Source organism: Longimonas halophila (assembly GCF_002554705.1).
In the GTDB taxonomy this organism is placed as follows: Bacteria; Bacteroidota; Rhodothermia; order Rhodothermales; family Salinibacteraceae; genus Longimonas; species Longimonas halophila.
The window spans coordinates 13,599-31,500 of the sequence record NZ_PDEP01000019.1 but is presented as its reverse complement, the minus strand read 5'-3'; the positions used below and the strand labels follow the sequence as shown (position 1 = coordinate 31,500).

Genomic DNA, 17,902 nt, shown 5'->3' with positions numbered 1-17,902 from the left:
GGATTGAAGAAAAAACCGGCATTCAGGCCGCCTCGAAGGTCCGGTCGACCCGGGGGCTGATGGTGCATGTGTTCGGACGCTTCGCCGCCGCGATGCTCCTGCTCGCCTTCAACTCCTGATTCGCATTACCATTGAACCGCTACTTGATTTCTTATTTTGGGCTCCGAGCGGATCCGCTGGGCTGCAAATTGCCCCTAATCTCGGCCCGTAGCCCCGGCTACGAACCTCGATTGGGGTCCAATTTTCGCCTCAGCGTCTCGCGCTCTCGCCGTCAAACCAAAACCCAAACAGGTTCTTACTCAAAGGCGTCATCTGTAGAGCGTGCGCAGCGTATGAATGACGGTATCAATGTCGTCCGAAGATACGTCGCGGTGCGTAGTAGCTCGTAGCGTGTGCGGACCGAAGGGAGTCAGCCCAATGCCTTCGCTGGCCAGCTCATCGGCAATCGTCTGGGCGGATGCATGGGGCGTGTCAAAGATCACAATGTTTGTCTCAACAGTGTCTACGTCCAGCTCAAACGCAGGTAATGCACTGATTGCACGAGCCAGTCGGCGCGCATGCGCATGGTCGGTCACCAACTGTTCGCGATGGTGCGCCAGCGCATAGCGTCCCGCAGCGGCCAGAATCCCCGCCTGGCGCATTCCACCGCCCAATCGCTTGCGCACGCGCCGCGCTGCGTTGATATGGTTTGCAGACCCAGCCAGCACCGATCCTACAGGTGCCCCAAGACCTTTCGATAGCGCCACCCACACCAGATCGAACGGAGCGGCGTAGTTCGCCATATCGGCCCCTGTTGCCGCAGCGGCGTTCCAAAGGCGAGCGCCGTCAAGAAGTGTACGCAGGCCATGAGATCGGGCCACCTCGACCACTGCGTGGATATGCTCAAGCGAATAAACACGCCCCCCCGCCTTGTTGGCCGTGTTCTCCAGCGCCACCACACGCGAACGTGGAAAGACGGCTCCCTCAGGCCGGATGGCTGCCTCGACGGCGTCAGGCGTCAGCAGCCCATTTGATGTCGACACCGGATGCAGTTGGATGCCCGAGAGCATGCCTGCGGCACCGGTTTCATAGTTGTAGATATGACTGGTTGCATCTACGATGACCTCATCGCCCGGGTCGGTGAGCACATGCAGCGCAATCTGGTTCGCCATCGTGCCCGAGGGAGTAAACAGCGCGGCTTCGGTATCCAGCAGCGCTGCGATGTCATCTTGAAGCTGGTTGACCGTTGGATCTTCTCCGTACACGTCATCGCCAACGTCCGCTTCCATCATCGCCGTGCGCATGGCAGACGAAGGGCGCGTCACGGTGTCGCTACGAAGGTCGATCATAGGGCATCAGGCAGTAAGAAAACAGTACGAAAGCAGCAGAGGGCGATCGCAGCCAGATCTGATCGCCTACCAGCCGTGCTGCGCCATGCGGCGTTCAATGATGCGGGTGTAGCGCGTCATGTAGCTTGGCCGGCGCGTAAGAGGAGCAGGCAGACAGGCTGCAAGACCCGCAGATTGGTTCCGAGTGAGCCGCTTGGCCGCAATTCCAAAATGATACTGTGCGGCGGCTTCAGCCCCGTATATGCCCGGGCCCCATTCTACCACATTGGCATACAGGTGGACAATGCGGTCTTTCGTTAGCACCAAGTCGGCGGCGTATGCCAGGGGGATTTCCATCACCTTGCGCACGTACGACCGGTGCGTCGTAAAGAACAGGTTCTTGACAAGCTGTTGCGTAATGGTAGAGGCCCCGCGCAACTCACCGCCCTGTGCATACTCGGAGCGGACCTCTTGCAGCGCTTCCCAGTCGATCCCATGGTGTTCGTAGAAGCGCCCGTCTTCAGCCGCAATGATGGCGTGCGGCAAGTGCGCACTGATCATCTCAGCAGAGACGGGTTCGTAGCGCCGTGTATATTCAGCATCGGCCCACCACGCTTCCGCCGCTCGTTGCAACTGCACGCCCGTAACCGGTGGCCACACAGTGGTATACATCAGCAGGGCACCTACGCTGATCAGAAAATGTCCGGCCCACAACAGCAACACTCCGCCCACCACTCGCTTCACGCCAACGTATAGGATTCGGGAAGCCGTCATCGCTATGCGGGTGTGCTGGAGACGTACATTGGAGCCAGGGGCCGGACACGGGCCGTTTCTGCGTTACCGGGCAATGTCGGTAATCTTGAGTGTTACTGTACCCGCAGGCACATCAATCTCTACCTCGTCGCCTTCTTCCTTTCCGAGCAGACCTTTGCCCACCGGGCTTTCAACTGAGATTTTGCCCTCAGACACGTCGGCTTCTTGTTCGTTAACGAGCGTGTAGACCTGTTCGGCACCGGTGTTTAGGTTTTCTACGGTAACCTTCGACAGGATATACGCCTTGCTATCGTCGACCTCGTTTTCGTCTACCACGCGAGCGCGAGAGATCGTGTCTTCAAGCTTTGAGATGCGCGCCTCCAGTTTGCCCTGCTCTTCTTTGGCGGCGTCGTACTCAGCGTTTTCCGACAGATCGCCCTTGGCGCGCGCCTCGGCAATCGTATCCGCAATGCGGGCCCGTTCTTTCGTTTTCAGAAAGTGCAGTTCATCCTTGAGCTCCTGGAACCCTTCTTCGGTAAGGTATACAGTCTTTTTGCTCATAAATACAGCATTGACATCATGTAAGAGTACATCTACAAAGACAGACCGCCACACCCGCTCTAAGGGGCGGAAGCGGCGGTCTGTAGCATGGCGTATGTGTCGCATCGTTATTCGAGAAGCCGCACATAAAGTTCCTTAACACAGGCCCTAAGGGGGATTCCCCCACAGAGCACTGTGCAACACGAGCTGGCGCTTCCGAGCTATACCGCTGGTACCGAAAGTCCATCAGCCATAATGCGGGTGGCTTCCGAGCCGTAATTAAAGAGGCAGTCCATCGCGGCCATGCCGGGCTCGAATCCGTCGAAATTCTGACGGTAGGTGGGGTGCTCATACGGAGGCAGCACCGTGTACATCTCCGAATCCGCGTCGGCACCGAGTTCCTCCTGATGTTCGTGCGCCACCCAGACCGCCTCCGCCTGAAGCGCACCGCGCACCTCCGAAAGCGCCTCAATGCCATGCGCAGAGGCTCGTTCAAGCGGCGTATCGATCTGCGCAAACGAACAGGTGCACCGCGTGGTGGCTTCGTTCACCGCGTGCAGCTCTTCGGGAGCGCTGTCAAAGAGCGGCGCGAAATCGTCTTCGAAGTATTCGAAGTACATTGTGGAGCGGTAGTTGTACATGAACGCACGCCACTGCCGCTCGTGCCACGGCACGTTGCCGTCAATCTTAACCTCACGAAGGGGCCGCCCGTGCTGATGCGACCACATCGGCAATGCAATCCACTGCCAGCCGTTCGGGTTGCGCAGCTTACTGCGGCTTTGTCGCGTTTGACGCCGGTAGGGCCACGTATCGGCCCAGAGCACGCGGTCGACCGTGGCCATGAGGGCCACGCTGTGCAGGGGCGGAAAGTATTCGAGGGGCACAACGGCAACGGTCATAGCACGAAGGGGTAGCAAGAGCGTAAGGCGGAGGCGAAGCAACCCACCAATGAAAAAAGCACCTTGGGGCAGGCAGTCCTCTGCCCACGTCAGCGCACAGCCTCCTGCTACGAAACGATTGCCGGGTTGTTACAACGCAGCGGCCCAAATCTGACTGGTACCGTTTCGCTTTCACATGGTCGTTCGGTATACTACCCCCTGTATCCGACAGAGATGACAGAATGTCGATACGCGTGAACCAAAGTCGGACTGGCTTCTTACATGGATCGGTATAGCGTTTTGCCTGGGCTGCTACCTGCGCACTCCGAACACGCTAAGCGATCCTGTCTTCTTGTTTGTTGATTCCTCCTCGTTGTATGCCTTCCTCACCACGTACAGATCACGCGGGCCCTGACAATCTCGTAGAAAAAGAGCAGCGGCCTTTCGTCCCCCGTACGTCTCTACGGCGTGCACATACGAGCCAACTGTTCGTGGGTGCACTGGCACTTTTTGCCGGCTCCATTGCGTTTAGCGTGCTGGGCATGCTGCTCTTGCAACTGGTTCCCTCCTCCTTATCGTACTTTGGTCCGTATCTTGGCGCGCTGATCAGTGCACCAACCTGGACGTACATGTCGATGCTGCCGGTGCTGGCCATTTTGATGTACGGCCCCGAACTGGGGTGGAAGCGCATGAGCTTCTTCGTGGTCTGGGGCTGCGTATCCGGAGGGGCCAGCGAACTCATTGGCACGACCGGCCTGCTTGCCATTGGCGACCTGGTGCTACCCTTTGGGCAGTACGAGTACACCAGCTGGCTCGGCCCCAAGTTTGCCGACCACGTGCCCTACTTCATCCCCGCCTCGTGGTTTGCCATGTCCATCGTCTCGTTCGACTTGGCACGGCGCCTTAGCGATACGCGATGGGTGTACCTGCTCGTGGCTGCCACCTTCATGACACTGTGGGACGTATCGCTCGACCCTGCCATGAACGGCGCAGGAGCGCAGTATGCGGTGGGAAGCGTCACGTTCTGGTCGTATCCACAGGGTGGATTCTACTACGGCATGCCCATCTCCAACTGGATTGGCTGGCTTGCAGTAAGCTATGTGATTATGCTGGGCTATGAGTACCTGGGTGGGAGCCTCGACACGTATCATCCGTGGGCACCTGCGGTCTACCTGCTGAACTGCCTCTTCCCCCTCCTTATTCTGGTGATGCAGGGCATGACTGTAGCCGTGTTCTGGGGCGCAGTTGCGACAGCAATTCCTTTCCTGGCGTTGTGGCGCACACCCGGCGCGTCGTTTCGCTTCTTCCCTGCGAATGCATAGTGCCATGTTTACCTCTGCCCCCGACGATGCCTACATGATGCAGGAGCCCGACGTGGTGGCTCCCGACCTCGACAGTCGCACGGAAGAAGACGAGTGGCTGTGGGCCTCGTTTCGGTACCATTCACGCACCTTCTCAATGGCCGCGCGCCTGCTCCCATCTCGCGTGCAATTGCCCGTAGCCGCACTCTACCTGTTCTGCCGCCATGTCGATTCCATTGCCGACCACCGCGTGCTTGAGGTCGGCCCCAAAGCTGCTCTCGACGAGGTGCACGCTACCTGGGATGCCCTCGACGCGACCCTCGCAGGCCACCCGCCCGACGCGCTGCTCTGGCGCCGTCTGCACGAGGTGCACAACCGCTTCGGGCTGCACCGCACCCCGCTCTACGAGCTGCTCGAAGGAGCCATATGGGACCTGGAGGACCGCCCCATTCGCACGCTCGACGATCTGGTTGACTACTCGAACCTTGTGGGCGGAAGCGTAGGCGCTATGATGCTCCCGTTTCTGGCAGATGCGAACGCCTATTCGCAGCTTGAAGGCGCCGCCCGCGAAATGGGCATCGCAATGCAAATCACCAACATTGTGCGCGATGTGGGTGAAGACCTGCGCCATCTCGACCGCGTGTACCTGCCCCTGAACTGGTTCGAGGCGTACGGAATTACCCCCGAGGCCCTTACCAAGCGCGACATCGTGCCCGAAGCGTATTCCCAGTTATTAGAGGATGCGATGGCCGCCGCCGAGGCACGCTACATATCCAGCATGGCCACCATTGGCGCGCTGCCCTGGAGCGTGCGCACCGGCATTCGGGCTGCTGCACGCATGTATCGTGAGATTATGAACGAGGTGCGCGCCCTCGGCTACGACAACATCCGCCACCGCGCCTACGTGTCAACCCCGCGTAAGCTGTGGTGCGTGTGTGCCGACACGTACAGCCGTCGCAAGGCCCGTTTGCAGCAGAACGGAAACGCATGAATGCACTCGCCGCGCATATTGTGGAGGCGTGGATGCGGTGGGACCTGCGCCGTTCGTTTCAGCGCATTGAATGGCATGGCTCCTGGCCGCCCGGACTTCCCGAACAGCGCCCCCTCATTGCATGCGTCAACCACCACCACTTCTATGACGGCCACCTGCTGTGGTATCTGCTCACCCACACGCTGGGCCGCCCGAGCATGGTGTGGATGCAGGAATGGCACCGCTTCCCGTTCTTTACACCAGTAGGAGCCATGCCGTTTCCGGCCAACGACCCCCAGACGCGAGCTGCAACGGTGCGCCGCACCGCCCGCCGGTTTCATACTACCCCCCGCGCCGTTCTGCTCTACTTTCCGAGCGGAGCACTACAGTCGCCTAACACAGGTGTAGGCCCGTATCCGGTGGAGCGGTTCACACGCATCCATCGGCTGTATCCGCAGGCGGTGTTTTGGCCCGTGGCGCTACACGTTACGTGGGACGGCGCCCCCCACCCGGTGGCCCAGCTACAGGGCGGCCCCTGTCTCGACTTGGACTGCCACGCCCCCGGATCTGTCGAAACGCACCTGCGCCGCCAGTGGCACACCCTCCGCGAAACAACCACTGCCCCCACGCATCTGTTGATGGACGGGCGCACCTCGCCTGCCGATCAATGGAGCTTTGCCTGGACGCGTCCTCTTTTCAAACGCCTCACGCCACCATGATGCTGTCTTCGATTGCCGTGCCCCGTCGCTTCTGGATAAGAAGCAGCCTGGCAATGGTGCTGGCCTGCATCGCAAGTGTGCTCCTGTCTGCTCCTACCACAGCTCGTGCGCCTGCCATGCCCGACTCCTCGCACATCTACTACGCCGAGCAAGATGTGGAGCGCCTGCGCACCGGATTGCAGAATGCCGAAGGCCGGTTCGAGGACCTCCTCTACCGCTATCGCCTCTATCCGCTCACCGAAGAGGCCGACCTGCTTAACGATCTACCGAAAAGCCTTGACGACGGCACCGCTCAGGAGCTGGCCGTGCTCTCGGGCCTCTGGGCGTACCGCGCGGGCGAAGCGTCCATGCTGGGCGCTCTGCGCTACGGACGCCGTTCTATGAACGTGCTCAGCGCAGCCAAAGAGCGCGATCGCTTCAACCCGTTTGTGCTGCTGGTTGAGGGGCAATCCCTGCTCTACCGACCCTCTATTGCCGGGCGCGACCCCGATGCTGCAGCCACGTGCTTTGAGCAGCTGCGCACCGTGCTGGACGCCCACCCCGACGTGTCCATTGACAAGGAGGAGGCCATGATCTGGCACTGGATTGCCCTGCAAGAGGCCAACCAAGACACCGAAGCCGCTTCGCTCTACGACAAGCTGGCCGAGTCCAATCTGCCGCCGCTCTACCAGCAGTTCCTCGAATCGCCGCCCCGCGTGTAGCAGCGCAAGGCTTCGTGCGGCGTGCTCCGCTTTCGCATCCCCTCTGCCCGGCCCCCTTCGTGCATGTCATCCTTTGCTGCCGTTCTAATTGGCATTCACATCTGCGTAGCCGGGGTGCTTGCGGCCAATTTTGTGTACTTGTGGATGCATAGGCCCTCGCGCGGGCTCCATGCCGATGCATCTCCCGATGACGCTGCCTCTATTTCGGTGCTCATTCCGGCGCGCAACGAAGCCGAAAACCTGCAACGGCTGCTGCCATCCTTGCTGTCGCAGACCCACACCCCGCTGGAAATCTGGGTGTACGACGACCGCTCCACCGACGCCACCGCCGAGGTCGTTGCCTCGTTCAACGACGACCGCTTGCATCTGGTATCCGGCACGCCGCTGCCTACGGGCTGGCTCGGCAAACCGCATGCGCTCTACCAGCTGGCCCAGCGCGCTACCGGCGACTGGTACATCTTTCTGGATGCCGACACCGAACTGCATCATCCCGAGGCGGTTGCCCGCTGGGCCCAGCAGTTTGCGGCACGCCCTACCCCCTCGGTGGCCACCGGCTTACCCCGGCTGCGGGGTGGGGCAGCGTGGCTCGTGAGCCTGGTGCCCAACGCTATGCTTACCGGACTGCCCTGGCCCCTCGTCAAATGGGTCGATGCCCCGTCGCTGGGCGCGCTCAACGGACAGTTCTGGATGCTCGATGCCGCCACCTACCACACCCACGAGCCGCACCGGCATGTGCGCGGCAAGGTGCTCGAAGACGTGGAGATTGGCCGCTACCTGAAGTCCAACGGTGTGGTGCCGTACCTGTGGGATGTGCGCGACGAGCTTACGGTCTACATGTACCCCGACACGCAGGCGGCCTGGCGGGGCTTTCGGAAAAACGCGTACCTGCTCATGGGCGGACATCCGCTGGCGTTTGTGCTGCTTTGCGCCTTCTACACCAGCACGTTCGTGCTTGCACCGTGGGTCGTACCGTGGCTGTGGATCAGCGTGTTTGGCGTCAAGGTGGCTACCGATCGCTGGAACGGCATTGCGTGGCCCATCTCGCTGCTGGCTCCGCTTTCATATGCGGCTGGGGCAGTGCTTCAAATAGACTCGGCCTGGCACCACTGGACGCACAACGTGTCGTGGAAGGGGCGTTCCGTAGCCGCGCGCCCCGCTCCCGAGGAACCCGCCTCGCAATCCGAATCCGGTTGAATATGTGGCTCATAGGGCACTGCCTTCAGCATCCAACTGATGTTGCATCCGCGCTGTGTCCGTACTATCTTTTTCTACGCTCTGTCGTCCATCTGACCTGTCTATGCCTGATTTTGCAACCATTCGCACGCGCCTGTCCATGGTCGGCGCGCTCGTTCTGCTCTTCGTAGCCATTCTCTTTGCACTCCAGAACACGCAACCTATCCGCGTGAACCTGCTCTTCGCGAGCACCGAAGGATCCGCTGCGCTGGTGCTGGTGTCCACGTTTATCATCGGTGTACTGGTGGGCGTGCTGGCGCTGACCCCGTCCCGCCTGCGCGATCGGCGACGCATCAAGCAGTTGGAAAACGAGCAACGCAGCCAGCGGCCCGGTCAGGGGGAGGCGTCGGACTCATCCGCGCCCGGTCGTTCGGATGCTGACACGAAATAGACACTTCTTTCCATGAATCGAACTACCGCTGCAATGCCGGTCTTGCAGCCCGGAGCCCGCGCTCACATCGTGGCTCCCGCCAGTGCACCGCGACAGGCCGCGCGCTACACGGCGGGTGTGCAAGCGCTTCAACGCGAGTGGACGCTCATCGAAGCCTATGCTCCCTCCTCACCGCACGGCTATCTGTCGATGCCTGATGCGGAGCGCGCCGCCCAGTTGCAGCGTGCCCTCACCGCCCCCGGTGTCGAAGCCGTGCTGTGCGCACGTGGCGGATACGGCACCATGCGCCTGCTCCCGCATCTCGACTGGAATGCCATGGCCCGCGCTACACCGCGCTGGATTGTGGGCTACAGCGACATTACGGCCCTGCAATGGGCCTGCTGGACGCATCTGCGCTGGCCCAGCCTGTCGGGTCCGGTCGTCACCGAGTGGACCCAACTGCCCGCGGCCATGCGCGCCGAGGTGTTTCGGAGCACCGACCCGGCCCCGTACACGCCCGCCTGGCACGGCCATCCACCGCCCACGCCGTGGACGACCGGCACGGCGCGCGGCCCGCTTCTGGGCGGCACGCTTTCGGTGCTCACGCGCCTGCTGGGCACCCCGCACATGCCCGACCTGACCGGCGCCATCTTGCTGCTTGAAGACGTACAGGAGCCGCCTTACGCCGTTGACCGGATGCTCATGCATCTGGAGCTTGCCGGGGTGCTCGATGATCTCGCCGGGGTGCTTCTCGGCCAGTTCTCAGTGCCCGACGTTGTGAGACAGCCCACGCTGTCGATGGACACCGTGCTGCGCGACTACTTTGCGGATCGTCCGTACCCCGTACTCGCGGAGGTGCCGTATGGGCACCTCATGCCGCGTTGCATCTGGCCAATGGGCGTGCCGGTACGCCTCGACACCAGCACCCCCGCCGCCCCGGTTGTGTGCTATCCAGACGACCGTTGCCCCGAAGCTATGGGGGATACAGAGCCGCCTGCTGAATCCCAAAATTAGACAAATTGACGCCAGCGGGTGGCACTTGTGCGGTGCGGAATCGCATCTTACATGTGTTGCTCGTGCCCATGCCGCACCGATATACCCATGCCCAATCTTCGTCTCGCTGTCTTTGCCTCGGGGGGCGGCACCAACATGCAGGCGCTCCTCGATGCGATTGATGACGACCTGCTCCCGGCTACCGTGGTGGGATGCGTAAGCGATCGCTCCACCGCCGGCGCCCTCGACCGCGCTCGCGCCCACGACATCCCCACAGCGGTGCATTCGCCATCCGACTACGACACGCCTGCTGCTTTTGGTGAGGCGCTGTGTCGCGTCCTGGATGATTGGACCACCTCATTCATTGCACTGGCAGGCTATCTGAAGAAGATCCCGGCCCCGGTGCTGCATGCCTATCCCAACCGCATCACCAACATCCACCCGTCGCTGCTGCCCGCGTTTGGCGGACCTGGCATGTACGGCACCCGCGTGCATCGGGCAGTACTTGACGCTGGGGTCCACTGGACAGGTGTAACCGTGCACCTGGTGAACGATGCCTACGACGATGGGCCAATTGTGGCGCAGCAGCCGGTGCCCGTGCTTCCCACCGATACCGTCGACGCGTTGCAGCAGCGCGTGCTGGCGGTGGAGCACCGGCTGTACCCGGCGGTGCTGCGACAGTTTGCACGCGGGCAGATTCAGGTACAGGACCGCACCGTAACCGTTACTAACGACTCGCTCTCTCATCCAGAACCACCCCCTCATGCCCAGTCCCACAACTGACGCCCCCAACGCCCCCGAGTCGCCCGTTCGCATCCGGCGAGCACTGCTCTCGGTGTACGACAAAGACGGTGTGGTGCCGCTGGCCAAGGCGCTGCACACGCATGGTGCCGAACTGGTATCGACCGGCGGCACGGCGCAGGCGCTCCGCGATGCCGACCTGCCCGTGACCGACGTGACCGACGTAACCGGTGCGCCCGAGATGCTCGACGGGCGCGTGAAGACCCTGCATCCGGCTATTCATGCTGGACTGCTGGCACGCCGCGACGAAGCGAGCGACCTGGACGAGCTTAAGGCGCAGGGCATTGCCCCGATTGATCTGGTCGTCGGTTCGCTCTATCCGTTTCAGCAGGCGCGCCACCGCAGCGACCTGTCGCCAAAAGAGCTGTTGGAGTACATCGACATTGGCGGCCCCACCATGCTGCGCGCAGCGGCGAAGAACTACCACCACGTGGGCGTAGTGTCGAACACCGACCAGTATGAAGAGGTGGTGCAGGCCCTGAACGACCACGACGGTGCCCTGCCGCTACCGCTACGCCGCACGCTGGCCGGGCGCGCCTTTGCGGCCACGGCCTCCTACGACACCGCCATTGCCAACTACCTGGGCAGCGTAGATAGCGACGCCGACGACGCATTGCCGTCCCCTTACATTGCCGTCGAAGGGAAGGCGCAGGACCTGCGCTACGGCGAAAATCCGCACCAGCGTGCCGCGCTCTACGGCACGCCGTTCTCGTTCGTAAAGCCCCTGCACGGCAAAGCGCTGTCGTACAACAACATGATCGATGTGCACGCCGCGCTCGCCCTCATCGACGAGTTCCGCGACGACGGCCCCACCTGTGCCATCCTCAAGCATACGAATCCCACCGGCGTAGCCACTGCCGACACGCTGCTGCACGCCTACGAGCGCGCCTTTGCCACCGACACCAAGTCGCCCTTTGGCGGCATCGTAATTGTGAACCAAGCGCTCGACCGCGCCACCGCCGAAGCAATCAACTCTATCTACACCGAAGTCATCATTGCGCCCGAGTACGAAGAGGGCGTGCTTGACCTGCTGAAAGAGAAGAAAAAGCGCCGCCTGCTCCGCCAGACCGGATCGCTGCGCGAGGACCCGCGCCATCAGGTGCGCTCGGTGGCGGGCGGACTGCTGGTACAAGACCGCAACCCGGTGTCGGCTCCGCTCAACGAAAGCCGCGCTGCCTGGTCGGTCGTGACCGATGCCGAACCCACCGCCGCCATGTGGGGCGATATGCATTTTGCATGGCGCGTGGTGAAGCACGTAAAGAGCAACGCCATCCTGTACGTCCGCGACGGACGCACGCTCGGCATTGGAGCCGGACAGATGAGCCGCGTCGATGCCTCGGAGCTGGCGGTACGCAAAGCCGCCGAGGAAGACCTTTCGCTTGACGGCGCCGTGGTGGCCTCCGACGCGTTTTTTCCGTTTGCTGATGGCCTCGAAGCTGCCGCCGAGCACGGCATCACCGGAGCCATTCAGCCGGGCGGCTCCATCCGCGACGACGAAGTCATTGCTGCAGCCAACGCCCACGACATCGCCATGGTATGCACGGGCACGCGCCACTTCTGCCACTAACCGGCGTCTACTCAACCAGACGTAGCTGCCGGATTTGTGCCTTCCCCGATAATCTACCCCGTGAACCTGGAAGGCACCGCCCCGGTGTGAATCTTTTCTCGGGGCAATGCATGGGAAAGGCGGATGCAGCAGGTGCGCTTGGCAATGCAGCCGCGGCATGCTACCGGTCTACGCCTCCCCGCCCGGTTTTTTCCAACACACTGACGGCTTTTCTCTTCTATGTTTTTCAACTTCACGCAAGACGTGGCCATTGACTTGGGCACAGCCAACACGCTGATCTACATCCGTGGCGAAGACATTGTGCTCAACGAGCCCAGCATCGTCGCCGTAGATCACAGTACGCGCGAGGTGCGTGAAATTGGCCACGAGGCGCTCCAGATGCACGAGCGCACGCACAAAGACATCGAAACCATCTGGCCGCTCAAAGACGGCGTAATTGCCGACTTCAAGGTAGCCGAGCAGATGATTCGCGGCCTCATGCAGAAGGTGCGCCGCAACTGGTTCACCTCCATCCGCTCGATGGTGGTGTGCGTACCCAGCGGCATTACCGAAGTCGAAAAGCGGGCCGTGCGCGACTCCGCCGAGCACGCCGGGGCCAAGCGGGTGCATCTCATCTCCGAGCCGATGGCTGCCGCGATTGGTATCGGACTCGACGTCAGCGAAGCCGTAGGCAACATGGTCGTTGACATTGGCGGGGGCACCACCGAAATCGCAGTCATTGCGCTCTCGGGTATCGTCATCGACGAGTCGATTCGCGTGGGCGGCAATGAAATCGACAACGCGGTGGTGCAGTACTTTAAGCGCAACCACAACCTGCTGATTGGCTCACGCACCGCCGAGCGCATCAAGTGCGAAATTGGAAGCGCGATTGAGCTGGACACCGAACTGGAGCTCTCCGTGCGCGGACGCGATCTGGTGAGTGGCATCCCTAAAGACCGCACCATCTCGTCGGTGAACGTGCGCGAGGCCCTGCGCGACAACCTCGACCAGATTGCCGCCGGGGTGCTGCGGTGCCTGGAACGCACCCCGCCCGAGCTTGGCGCCGATGTCTTAGAGCGCGGCATCATGCTCACCGGTGGCGGTGCTATGCTGCATGGCCTCGACGAAATGCTGCGCGACCGCGTAGAACTCCCCGTATACGTTGCCGAAAACCCGCTTACCGCCGTGGTACGCGGCACCGGCACCGCCCTCGAAAATCTGGAGCAGTACAAGCGCGTCCTTATTTAGCATGCGTCTCCGCTTCACGACAAGCGCCTTTCTTTAGCATCCGCGACACTCATCGTTTCTCCCAAGCACACCGGGACGCTTCCACATGGACGCTTCGCAGTGGGAAAGCATCCGCGACTGGGCCGTGTTTCTTGGGCTGCTGCTCGTAGCCTGCGTGGTGCTCGTAACAGTGAATCGTCCGTTCAACCAGGCGCTGCGTACCTATGGCATGGAGGTCACGGCCCGCATTGAGCAGCAGTTTGCGTGGGTGGGGCGCTACACGCGGGCGCTCCAAGAAAACGAGACCCTCCGTGCCCGCAACATCGAGCTATCGAGTGAAGTGGCGCGCTCGCGCGATGCCCGCGCCCGCAACCAGGCCCTCGAAGCCATGCTGGAACTGAAAACTCGCGCCGACAGCGTTGTGACCGATACCACACTGGCGGCAGCACGTATTTTACAGAAGGACCTTACGCATCAACAAAACGTGCTTACGCTGGACGTAGGCCGGCGCGATGGCATAGAACCCGGCATGCCGGTGGTTACCCCCGATGGTATCGTAGGTACTGTACTGCTGGTAAGCCCGCGCTTCTGCCGCGTGCTCCCCTTTCTGAACACCGACTTTCGCGTACCCGGACGCATCGAATCTGTGGGGGCCGAAGGCGTCGTGCGCTGGGAGGGCGATGCCCTCAACCGCCTCGCTATGGAGCATGTCGTAAAAACTGAACCGGTAGAAGTTGGGCAGCGTGTATCGACAAGTGGACACAGCGGCGTCTTTCCAAGCGGCTGGCCCATCGGCACCATCGAGACGGTGGAGCCGCGGCCTGGACGCAACGACCTGGCCATCACGCTGCGTCCGGCAGTAGCGCTGCATGCGCTCGACCACGCCTTCGTGATACGCGTGCGCCCGTCCAGCTACGACCTGCCTGCCGACAGCACGCTGGGATACGACTACGTACGCCTCGCCCCAGCCGACTCGTAGCGGCGCTCCCTGGGTCTGTCGTATCATGCTGGATGAACTCGTTCGGTGGGACCCGAACGGAGCAGCACCCTGACAACGCGTTTCGCATCATTGCACATCCTACTTTGCCATGAATGACCGCCTTTGCCTCCCTCTGTATGCGCTGTGCGCCGGAATCCTGATCGCAGCGTGGACGGCCCCTGCAGCCCATGCGCAATACTCGTGGGCCGCGCAGATGCGCGAGGAGATAGACACCATTATCGACGAGCATGACAGCGGCGGCACCTGGAGCGCACTCGTTGTGAACCTGGAAACCGGAGAGGCTGTCGTGGACCATCGAGGGGCCGCCAGCATGATTCCCGCATCGACTGTGAAAGTCCTTACCTCGGCCACTGCACTCGACCTGCTGGGTCCTGACTTTCGCTACCAAACCGCACTGACGAGCACAGGCCCTGTGCGCGATGGCTGCATTCAGGGCGATGTGGTCTTGCACGGCAGCGGCGATCCGTCGCTTGGAGCCGCGGACGCAACAGCCGACCTCTTCTCGAACTGGGCCCAGGGGCTTGCACAAGCGGGTATCGACTGCATTACAGGCAACGTCATCGGCGACGACTCGCGGTTCGATGCGCCTGGGATGGGACCGGGATGGAGCTGGGACGATGCCTCATATGCCTACGCCGCCCAACATAGTGCCCTCTCGTACCATGGCAACGTCATCGATATTGCCATTGGCGCGCCCGCACGGGCCGAGGCCCCCCAGGTGCGGTGGTGGCCCGACAGCACATCGTACGTTACCATAAGTCAGCAGCTACAACGCGGGCCTGCAGGTAGCGCTCTGTCGCGGAGCTACCGCCGCCTACGCGGCCAAAACGTGGTTGAGATCGAAGGCACCATCCCCACCGGGCGGTCAACGCGATTTCAGGTGACTGTAGACAACCCGACGGTGTTTGCCGCTTATGTCTTCAATGAGGCATTACGGCGGGCCGGTGTGCGCGTGGAGGGGCAAGCGACTTCGTGGCGCCTCCTCGACACTCCGCCTGCGGTGCGCGATACGCTCACATCGGTCTATTCGCCCCGCCTGGCCCGCCTGGTGCGCGAGATGAACACCGAAAGCAACAACCTCTACGCCGAGCAGCTGGTTCACACGCTGGGCGCCGTAGCTCATGGCGATTCGTTGCGGGCCGAGAGCACGCGTGCACGGGGCGTGCACCTGATGCGCAACCTCATTGTGCGGGCAGGCGGCGACCCGACCCGGCAGCGCCTGGTTGACGGCTCGGGCCTTTCGCGCTACAACCTGGTTTCGGCCCAGGCGCTGGTGCGGGTGCTGGCTTACATGCACGAGCATCCCAACCCGGCGGTGCGACGCGCTTTTCTACAGTCGCTGCCGGTGGGAGGCGAAAACGGTACGCTGGAGTATCGCTTTCAGCGAGCCTCGGCCGCCCGTGGCAACGTACGCGCCAAAACAGGGACGCTCTCTAACAACAGCAGCCTGGCCGGATACGTGACCTCGTTCGAGGGCACACCCTTTGCTTTTGCCCTCATGGCCAACAACCACGTAGGCAGCACACGTCCGCTGCGCATCATCCAAGACCAAATCGTTAACATACTGGCGGAATATCCGCGCTAAGTTACCGAACTGCAGCTATCACTGAATGTATGAGATGTGCTGTAAAGCAAACATATTTTCCTAACTTGGCCCTGACTCTTATATGTCTACCTCGTTGCCTCTGCATGGGACCACCGTCGTTGGCGTTCGTCATAATGGCCAGATTGCTATGGGGTCAGACGGGCAAGCCACCATGGGAGACACCGTCATGAAGCACGAGGCTGAAAAAGTGCGTACGCTGTACAACGACGAAATCTTAGCGGGCTTTGCAGGCTCAACAGCTGATGCCTTTACGCTGTTTGAGCGATTCGAGGAGAAGCTCGAAGAGTACGGCGGCAATGTCACGCGCGCCGCGGTCGAACTGGCAAAAGACTGGCGCACCGACCGCTACCTGCGCAAGCTGGAAGCCCTCCTGGCCGTGGCCTCGAACGACCGGCTGCTCGTACTGAGCGGAAGCGGCGACGTCATCGAGCCCGATGACGACGTCTTGGCTATTGGCTCGGGCGGCTCGTTCGCACTGGCTGCCGTACGGGCGATGAAAAAACACGCCCCCGACCTTGACGCACACACGCTTGTCGAGGAAGGCCTGCGCCAGGCTGCAGATATCTGCATCTACACCAACCACCACCGCACCATTCTGGACCTATCGTCGGATGCGTGACGGATGCGTGACAACGACTCCCTAACGAGACGCTTCCGCCTGCATCAGAGGCTCGGTGCAGGGCGGCATCCCGGCTCTCCCACCGTTGATCCTTGCTGCTACCACGCAGTACTACATATAACGTACGGGATGCATGCCGTAGCATCCCTCATACCAACGCAAAGAAACGTCTCCACGGGGCATAGAACCCATAATATAAAGTAAACGCTGACTGATCTACCGATTATGCCTACACGAACCAACCCGCAATCCAGACCACAGCGCGCAGCACTTTTTGTTGACTACGACAATGTGTACACGGTGCTGCATGCCCAAGACACCGAACGCGCTCCGCATGCCCTTGCGATGCGCATCATTGATAAGGTACGGCGCTATCTTGAAGAGGGAGACGACACTCCCACGGTATTCGCCCGTGCGTATGCCGACTTCGCCACCCTGCCAAATGCCGAACCGGGCGAGGCCGAATCCGAGCTCTATGAGCAAGGATTTGCGCCCCAGACCACGCCCACAGCTGTGCAGCTCAACGCCTCCGAACAGCACCTTACGGCAGATGTCATTCACCTGCTGCACGAGCGCCCCGACATCACCTCGATTGTTATCGTAACAGGCGACCGTCCGTACCTGCCGTTGGCCCGCGCCATCCGCGAGCGCGGCGTCCGTCCACTGGTCGCAGCCGTGCATCCGCCCCAGGGGGATGCGATTGGACCGTACCTCGAAGAAGAGACGTACCTCGACGCCCGCAACATGCTGGGCTCGACTACGCGCGATGCCCTAAACTCGCGCGAACGGGCGAACCGTCCCAGTCGCCGCCGCACCCGAGACAGCGCGCCGCCCGCCCAGCAAGAGCCCATCGACGACCCCATCTTGCGGGCCACCATCGAAGTCACTGAAGAGTTCTTTGGGCAGTACGACGAGGTGTACCTCACCCCACTCCTGCGCAAGATCTCGGAAGAGCTGGGCGAGGGCTATGACCCGAAAGCCCTTGTAAGCGACCTGGAAGCCGCCGGCGCCGTCTGGTTGGAGAAACGCGACGGCTACCCGTACGACTATACGGTGCTTATCGTCAACGAGGAGCACGAAGACGTACAGAAAATCCTCGACGACTACTACCGCGAACGCACGTTTGGCGGATACAGCAATGGCACGCCTGCTGAGGAGGCCTCGGCTGACCCCGACGATAGCGAAGCCCCCTACGGGCCGGTCCAGCCGTCCAGTCTCGATGAATATGCCGAAGACGAATACGAGGAGGACGCATACGACGACGACCTTGACGCCGACCCCGAGCCTGACCTCGAAGACGACCGGGCTGAGGAGTCGGATCCGTACGCGTAACGGCAG

18 protein-coding genes and 1 pseudogene are annotated in these 17,902 nt (G+C 61.6%); 15 read left to right on the top strand and 4 right to left on the bottom strand.

Translation table 11 applies throughout. The annotated features are described in order from the left end of the window. Positions 1 to 119, top strand: a pseudogene (locus CRI93_RS15710) (IS982 family transposase); the annotation flags it as partial. Between the two features lie 189 nt (positions 120 to 308). On the opposite strand, the gene CRI93_RS14405 reads toward CRI93_RS15710, so the two are convergent. From CRI93_RS14405 to CRI93_RS14390, 4 genes are all read right to left on the bottom strand, one after another. Next, positions 309 to 1,328: a threonine aldolase family protein gene (locus CRI93_RS14405; protein WP_098063347.1), complete on the bottom strand. Its 1,020-nt coding sequence runs from the start codon at positions 1,326 to 1,328 to the stop codon at positions 309 to 311. Positions 1,329 to 1,394: 66 nt separating this feature from the next. Continuing rightward, a complete protein-coding gene (gene mtgA, locus CRI93_RS14400; protein ID WP_098063346.1) occupies positions 1,395 to 2,081 on the bottom strand; it encodes a monofunctional biosynthetic peptidoglycan transglycosylase in 687 nt (228 codons plus the stop codon). A 63-nt stretch (positions 2,082 to 2,144) separates the two neighbouring features. Continuing rightward, on the bottom strand, positions 2,145 to 2,621 hold the full coding sequence (gene greA, locus CRI93_RS14395; protein WP_098063345.1) for a transcription elongation factor GreA: 477 nt from the start codon (positions 2,619 to 2,621) through the stop codon (positions 2,145 to 2,147). A gap of 200 nt (positions 2,622 to 2,821) precedes the next feature. Next, positions 2,822 to 3,499 carry a WbqC family protein gene (locus CRI93_RS14390; RefSeq protein ID WP_098063344.1) on the bottom strand — a complete coding sequence of 226 codons (678 nt, stop codon included), beginning with the start codon at positions 3,497 to 3,499 and terminating at the stop codon, positions 2,822 to 2,824. 470 nt (positions 3,500 to 3,969) lie between these two features. Here CRI93_RS14390 and cruF point away from each other — a divergent pair, with 470 nt between their 5' ends. The 14 genes from cruF to CRI93_RS14320 all read left to right on the top strand — a co-directional run bounded on the left by cruF (position 3,970) and on the right by CRI93_RS14320 (position 17,896). After that, entirely contained in the window at positions 3,970 to 4,800 is an 831-nt protein-coding gene (gene cruF, locus CRI93_RS14385; protein ID WP_176521890.1) for a bisanhydrobacterioruberin hydratase CruF, read from the top strand. 4 nt (positions 4,801 to 4,804) lie between these two features. Beyond that, positions 4,805 to 5,770, top strand: a complete 966-nt coding sequence (locus CRI93_RS14380) for a phytoene/squalene synthase family protein (RefSeq protein WP_245850564.1) — start codon at positions 4,805 to 4,807, stop codon at positions 5,768 to 5,770. Further along, the gene (locus CRI93_RS14375) at positions 5,767 to 6,468 is read left to right on the top strand and encodes a lysophospholipid acyltransferase family protein (protein WP_098063342.1); all 702 of its coding nucleotides are present in this window, start codon (positions 5,767 to 5,769) and stop codon (positions 6,466 to 6,468) included. The genes CRI93_RS14380 and CRI93_RS14375 overlap by 4 nt, the downstream gene beginning before the upstream one ends. Continuing rightward, a complete protein-coding gene (locus tag CRI93_RS14370) occupies positions 6,465 to 7,169 on the top strand; it encodes a hypothetical protein (RefSeq protein ID WP_141491735.1) in 705 nt (234 codons plus the stop codon). Before CRI93_RS14375 ends, CRI93_RS14370 begins: the two co-directional genes overlap by 4 nt. Before the next feature lie 63 nt (positions 7,170 to 7,232). Continuing rightward, entirely contained in the window at positions 7,233 to 8,363 is a 1,131-nt protein-coding gene (locus tag CRI93_RS14365) for a glycosyltransferase family 2 protein (protein ID WP_098063340.1), read from the top strand. A gap of 103 nt (positions 8,364 to 8,466) precedes the next feature. Then, a complete protein-coding gene (locus CRI93_RS14360; protein ID WP_098063339.1) occupies positions 8,467 to 8,793 on the top strand; it encodes a LapA family protein in 327 nt (108 codons plus the stop codon). Between the two features lie 12 nt (positions 8,794 to 8,805). After that, the gene (locus CRI93_RS14355) at positions 8,806 to 9,786 is read left to right on the top strand and encodes a S66 peptidase family protein (protein WP_245850563.1); all 981 of its coding nucleotides are present in this window, start codon (positions 8,806 to 8,808) and stop codon (positions 9,784 to 9,786) included. A gap of 87 nt (positions 9,787 to 9,873) precedes the next feature. Continuing rightward, positions 9,874 to 10,548: a phosphoribosylglycinamide formyltransferase gene (gene purN, locus CRI93_RS14350; protein WP_098063337.1), complete on the top strand. Its 675-nt coding sequence runs from the start codon at positions 9,874 to 9,876 to the stop codon at positions 10,546 to 10,548. Beyond that, the gene (purH, locus tag CRI93_RS14345) at positions 10,529 to 12,133 is read left to right on the top strand and encodes a bifunctional phosphoribosylaminoimidazolecarboxamide formyltransferase/IMP cyclohydrolase (protein WP_098063336.1); all 1,605 of its coding nucleotides are present in this window, start codon (positions 10,529 to 10,531) and stop codon (positions 12,131 to 12,133) included. Before purN ends, purH begins: the two co-directional genes overlap by 20 nt. Before the next feature lie 219 nt (positions 12,134 to 12,352). Then, positions 12,353 to 13,360, top strand: a complete 1,008-nt coding sequence (locus tag CRI93_RS14340; RefSeq protein ID WP_098063335.1) for a rod shape-determining protein — start codon at positions 12,353 to 12,355, stop codon at positions 13,358 to 13,360. An 85-nt stretch (positions 13,361 to 13,445) separates the two neighbouring features. Beyond that, positions 13,446 to 14,318, top strand: coding sequence for a rod shape-determining protein MreC (mreC, locus tag CRI93_RS14335; RefSeq protein ID WP_098063334.1), 873 nt, complete (start codon positions 13,446 to 13,448; stop codon positions 14,316 to 14,318). A 109-nt stretch (positions 14,319 to 14,427) separates the two neighbouring features. Further along, a complete protein-coding gene (gene dacB / locus CRI93_RS14330; protein ID WP_098063333.1) occupies positions 14,428 to 15,924 on the top strand; it encodes a D-alanyl-D-alanine carboxypeptidase/D-alanyl-D-alanine endopeptidase in 1,497 nt (498 codons plus the stop codon). A gap of 82 nt (positions 15,925 to 16,006) precedes the next feature. Next, positions 16,007 to 16,564: an ATP-dependent protease subunit HslV gene (hslV, locus tag CRI93_RS14325; protein WP_098063332.1), complete on the top strand. Its 558-nt coding sequence runs from the start codon at positions 16,007 to 16,009 to the stop codon at positions 16,562 to 16,564. Between the two features lie 225 nt (positions 16,565 to 16,789). Beyond that, positions 16,790 to 17,896: an NYN domain-containing protein gene (locus CRI93_RS14320; protein ID WP_098063331.1), complete on the top strand. Its 1,107-nt coding sequence runs from the start codon at positions 16,790 to 16,792 to the stop codon at positions 17,894 to 17,896. Positions 17,897 to 17,902 lie beyond the last annotated feature (6 nt).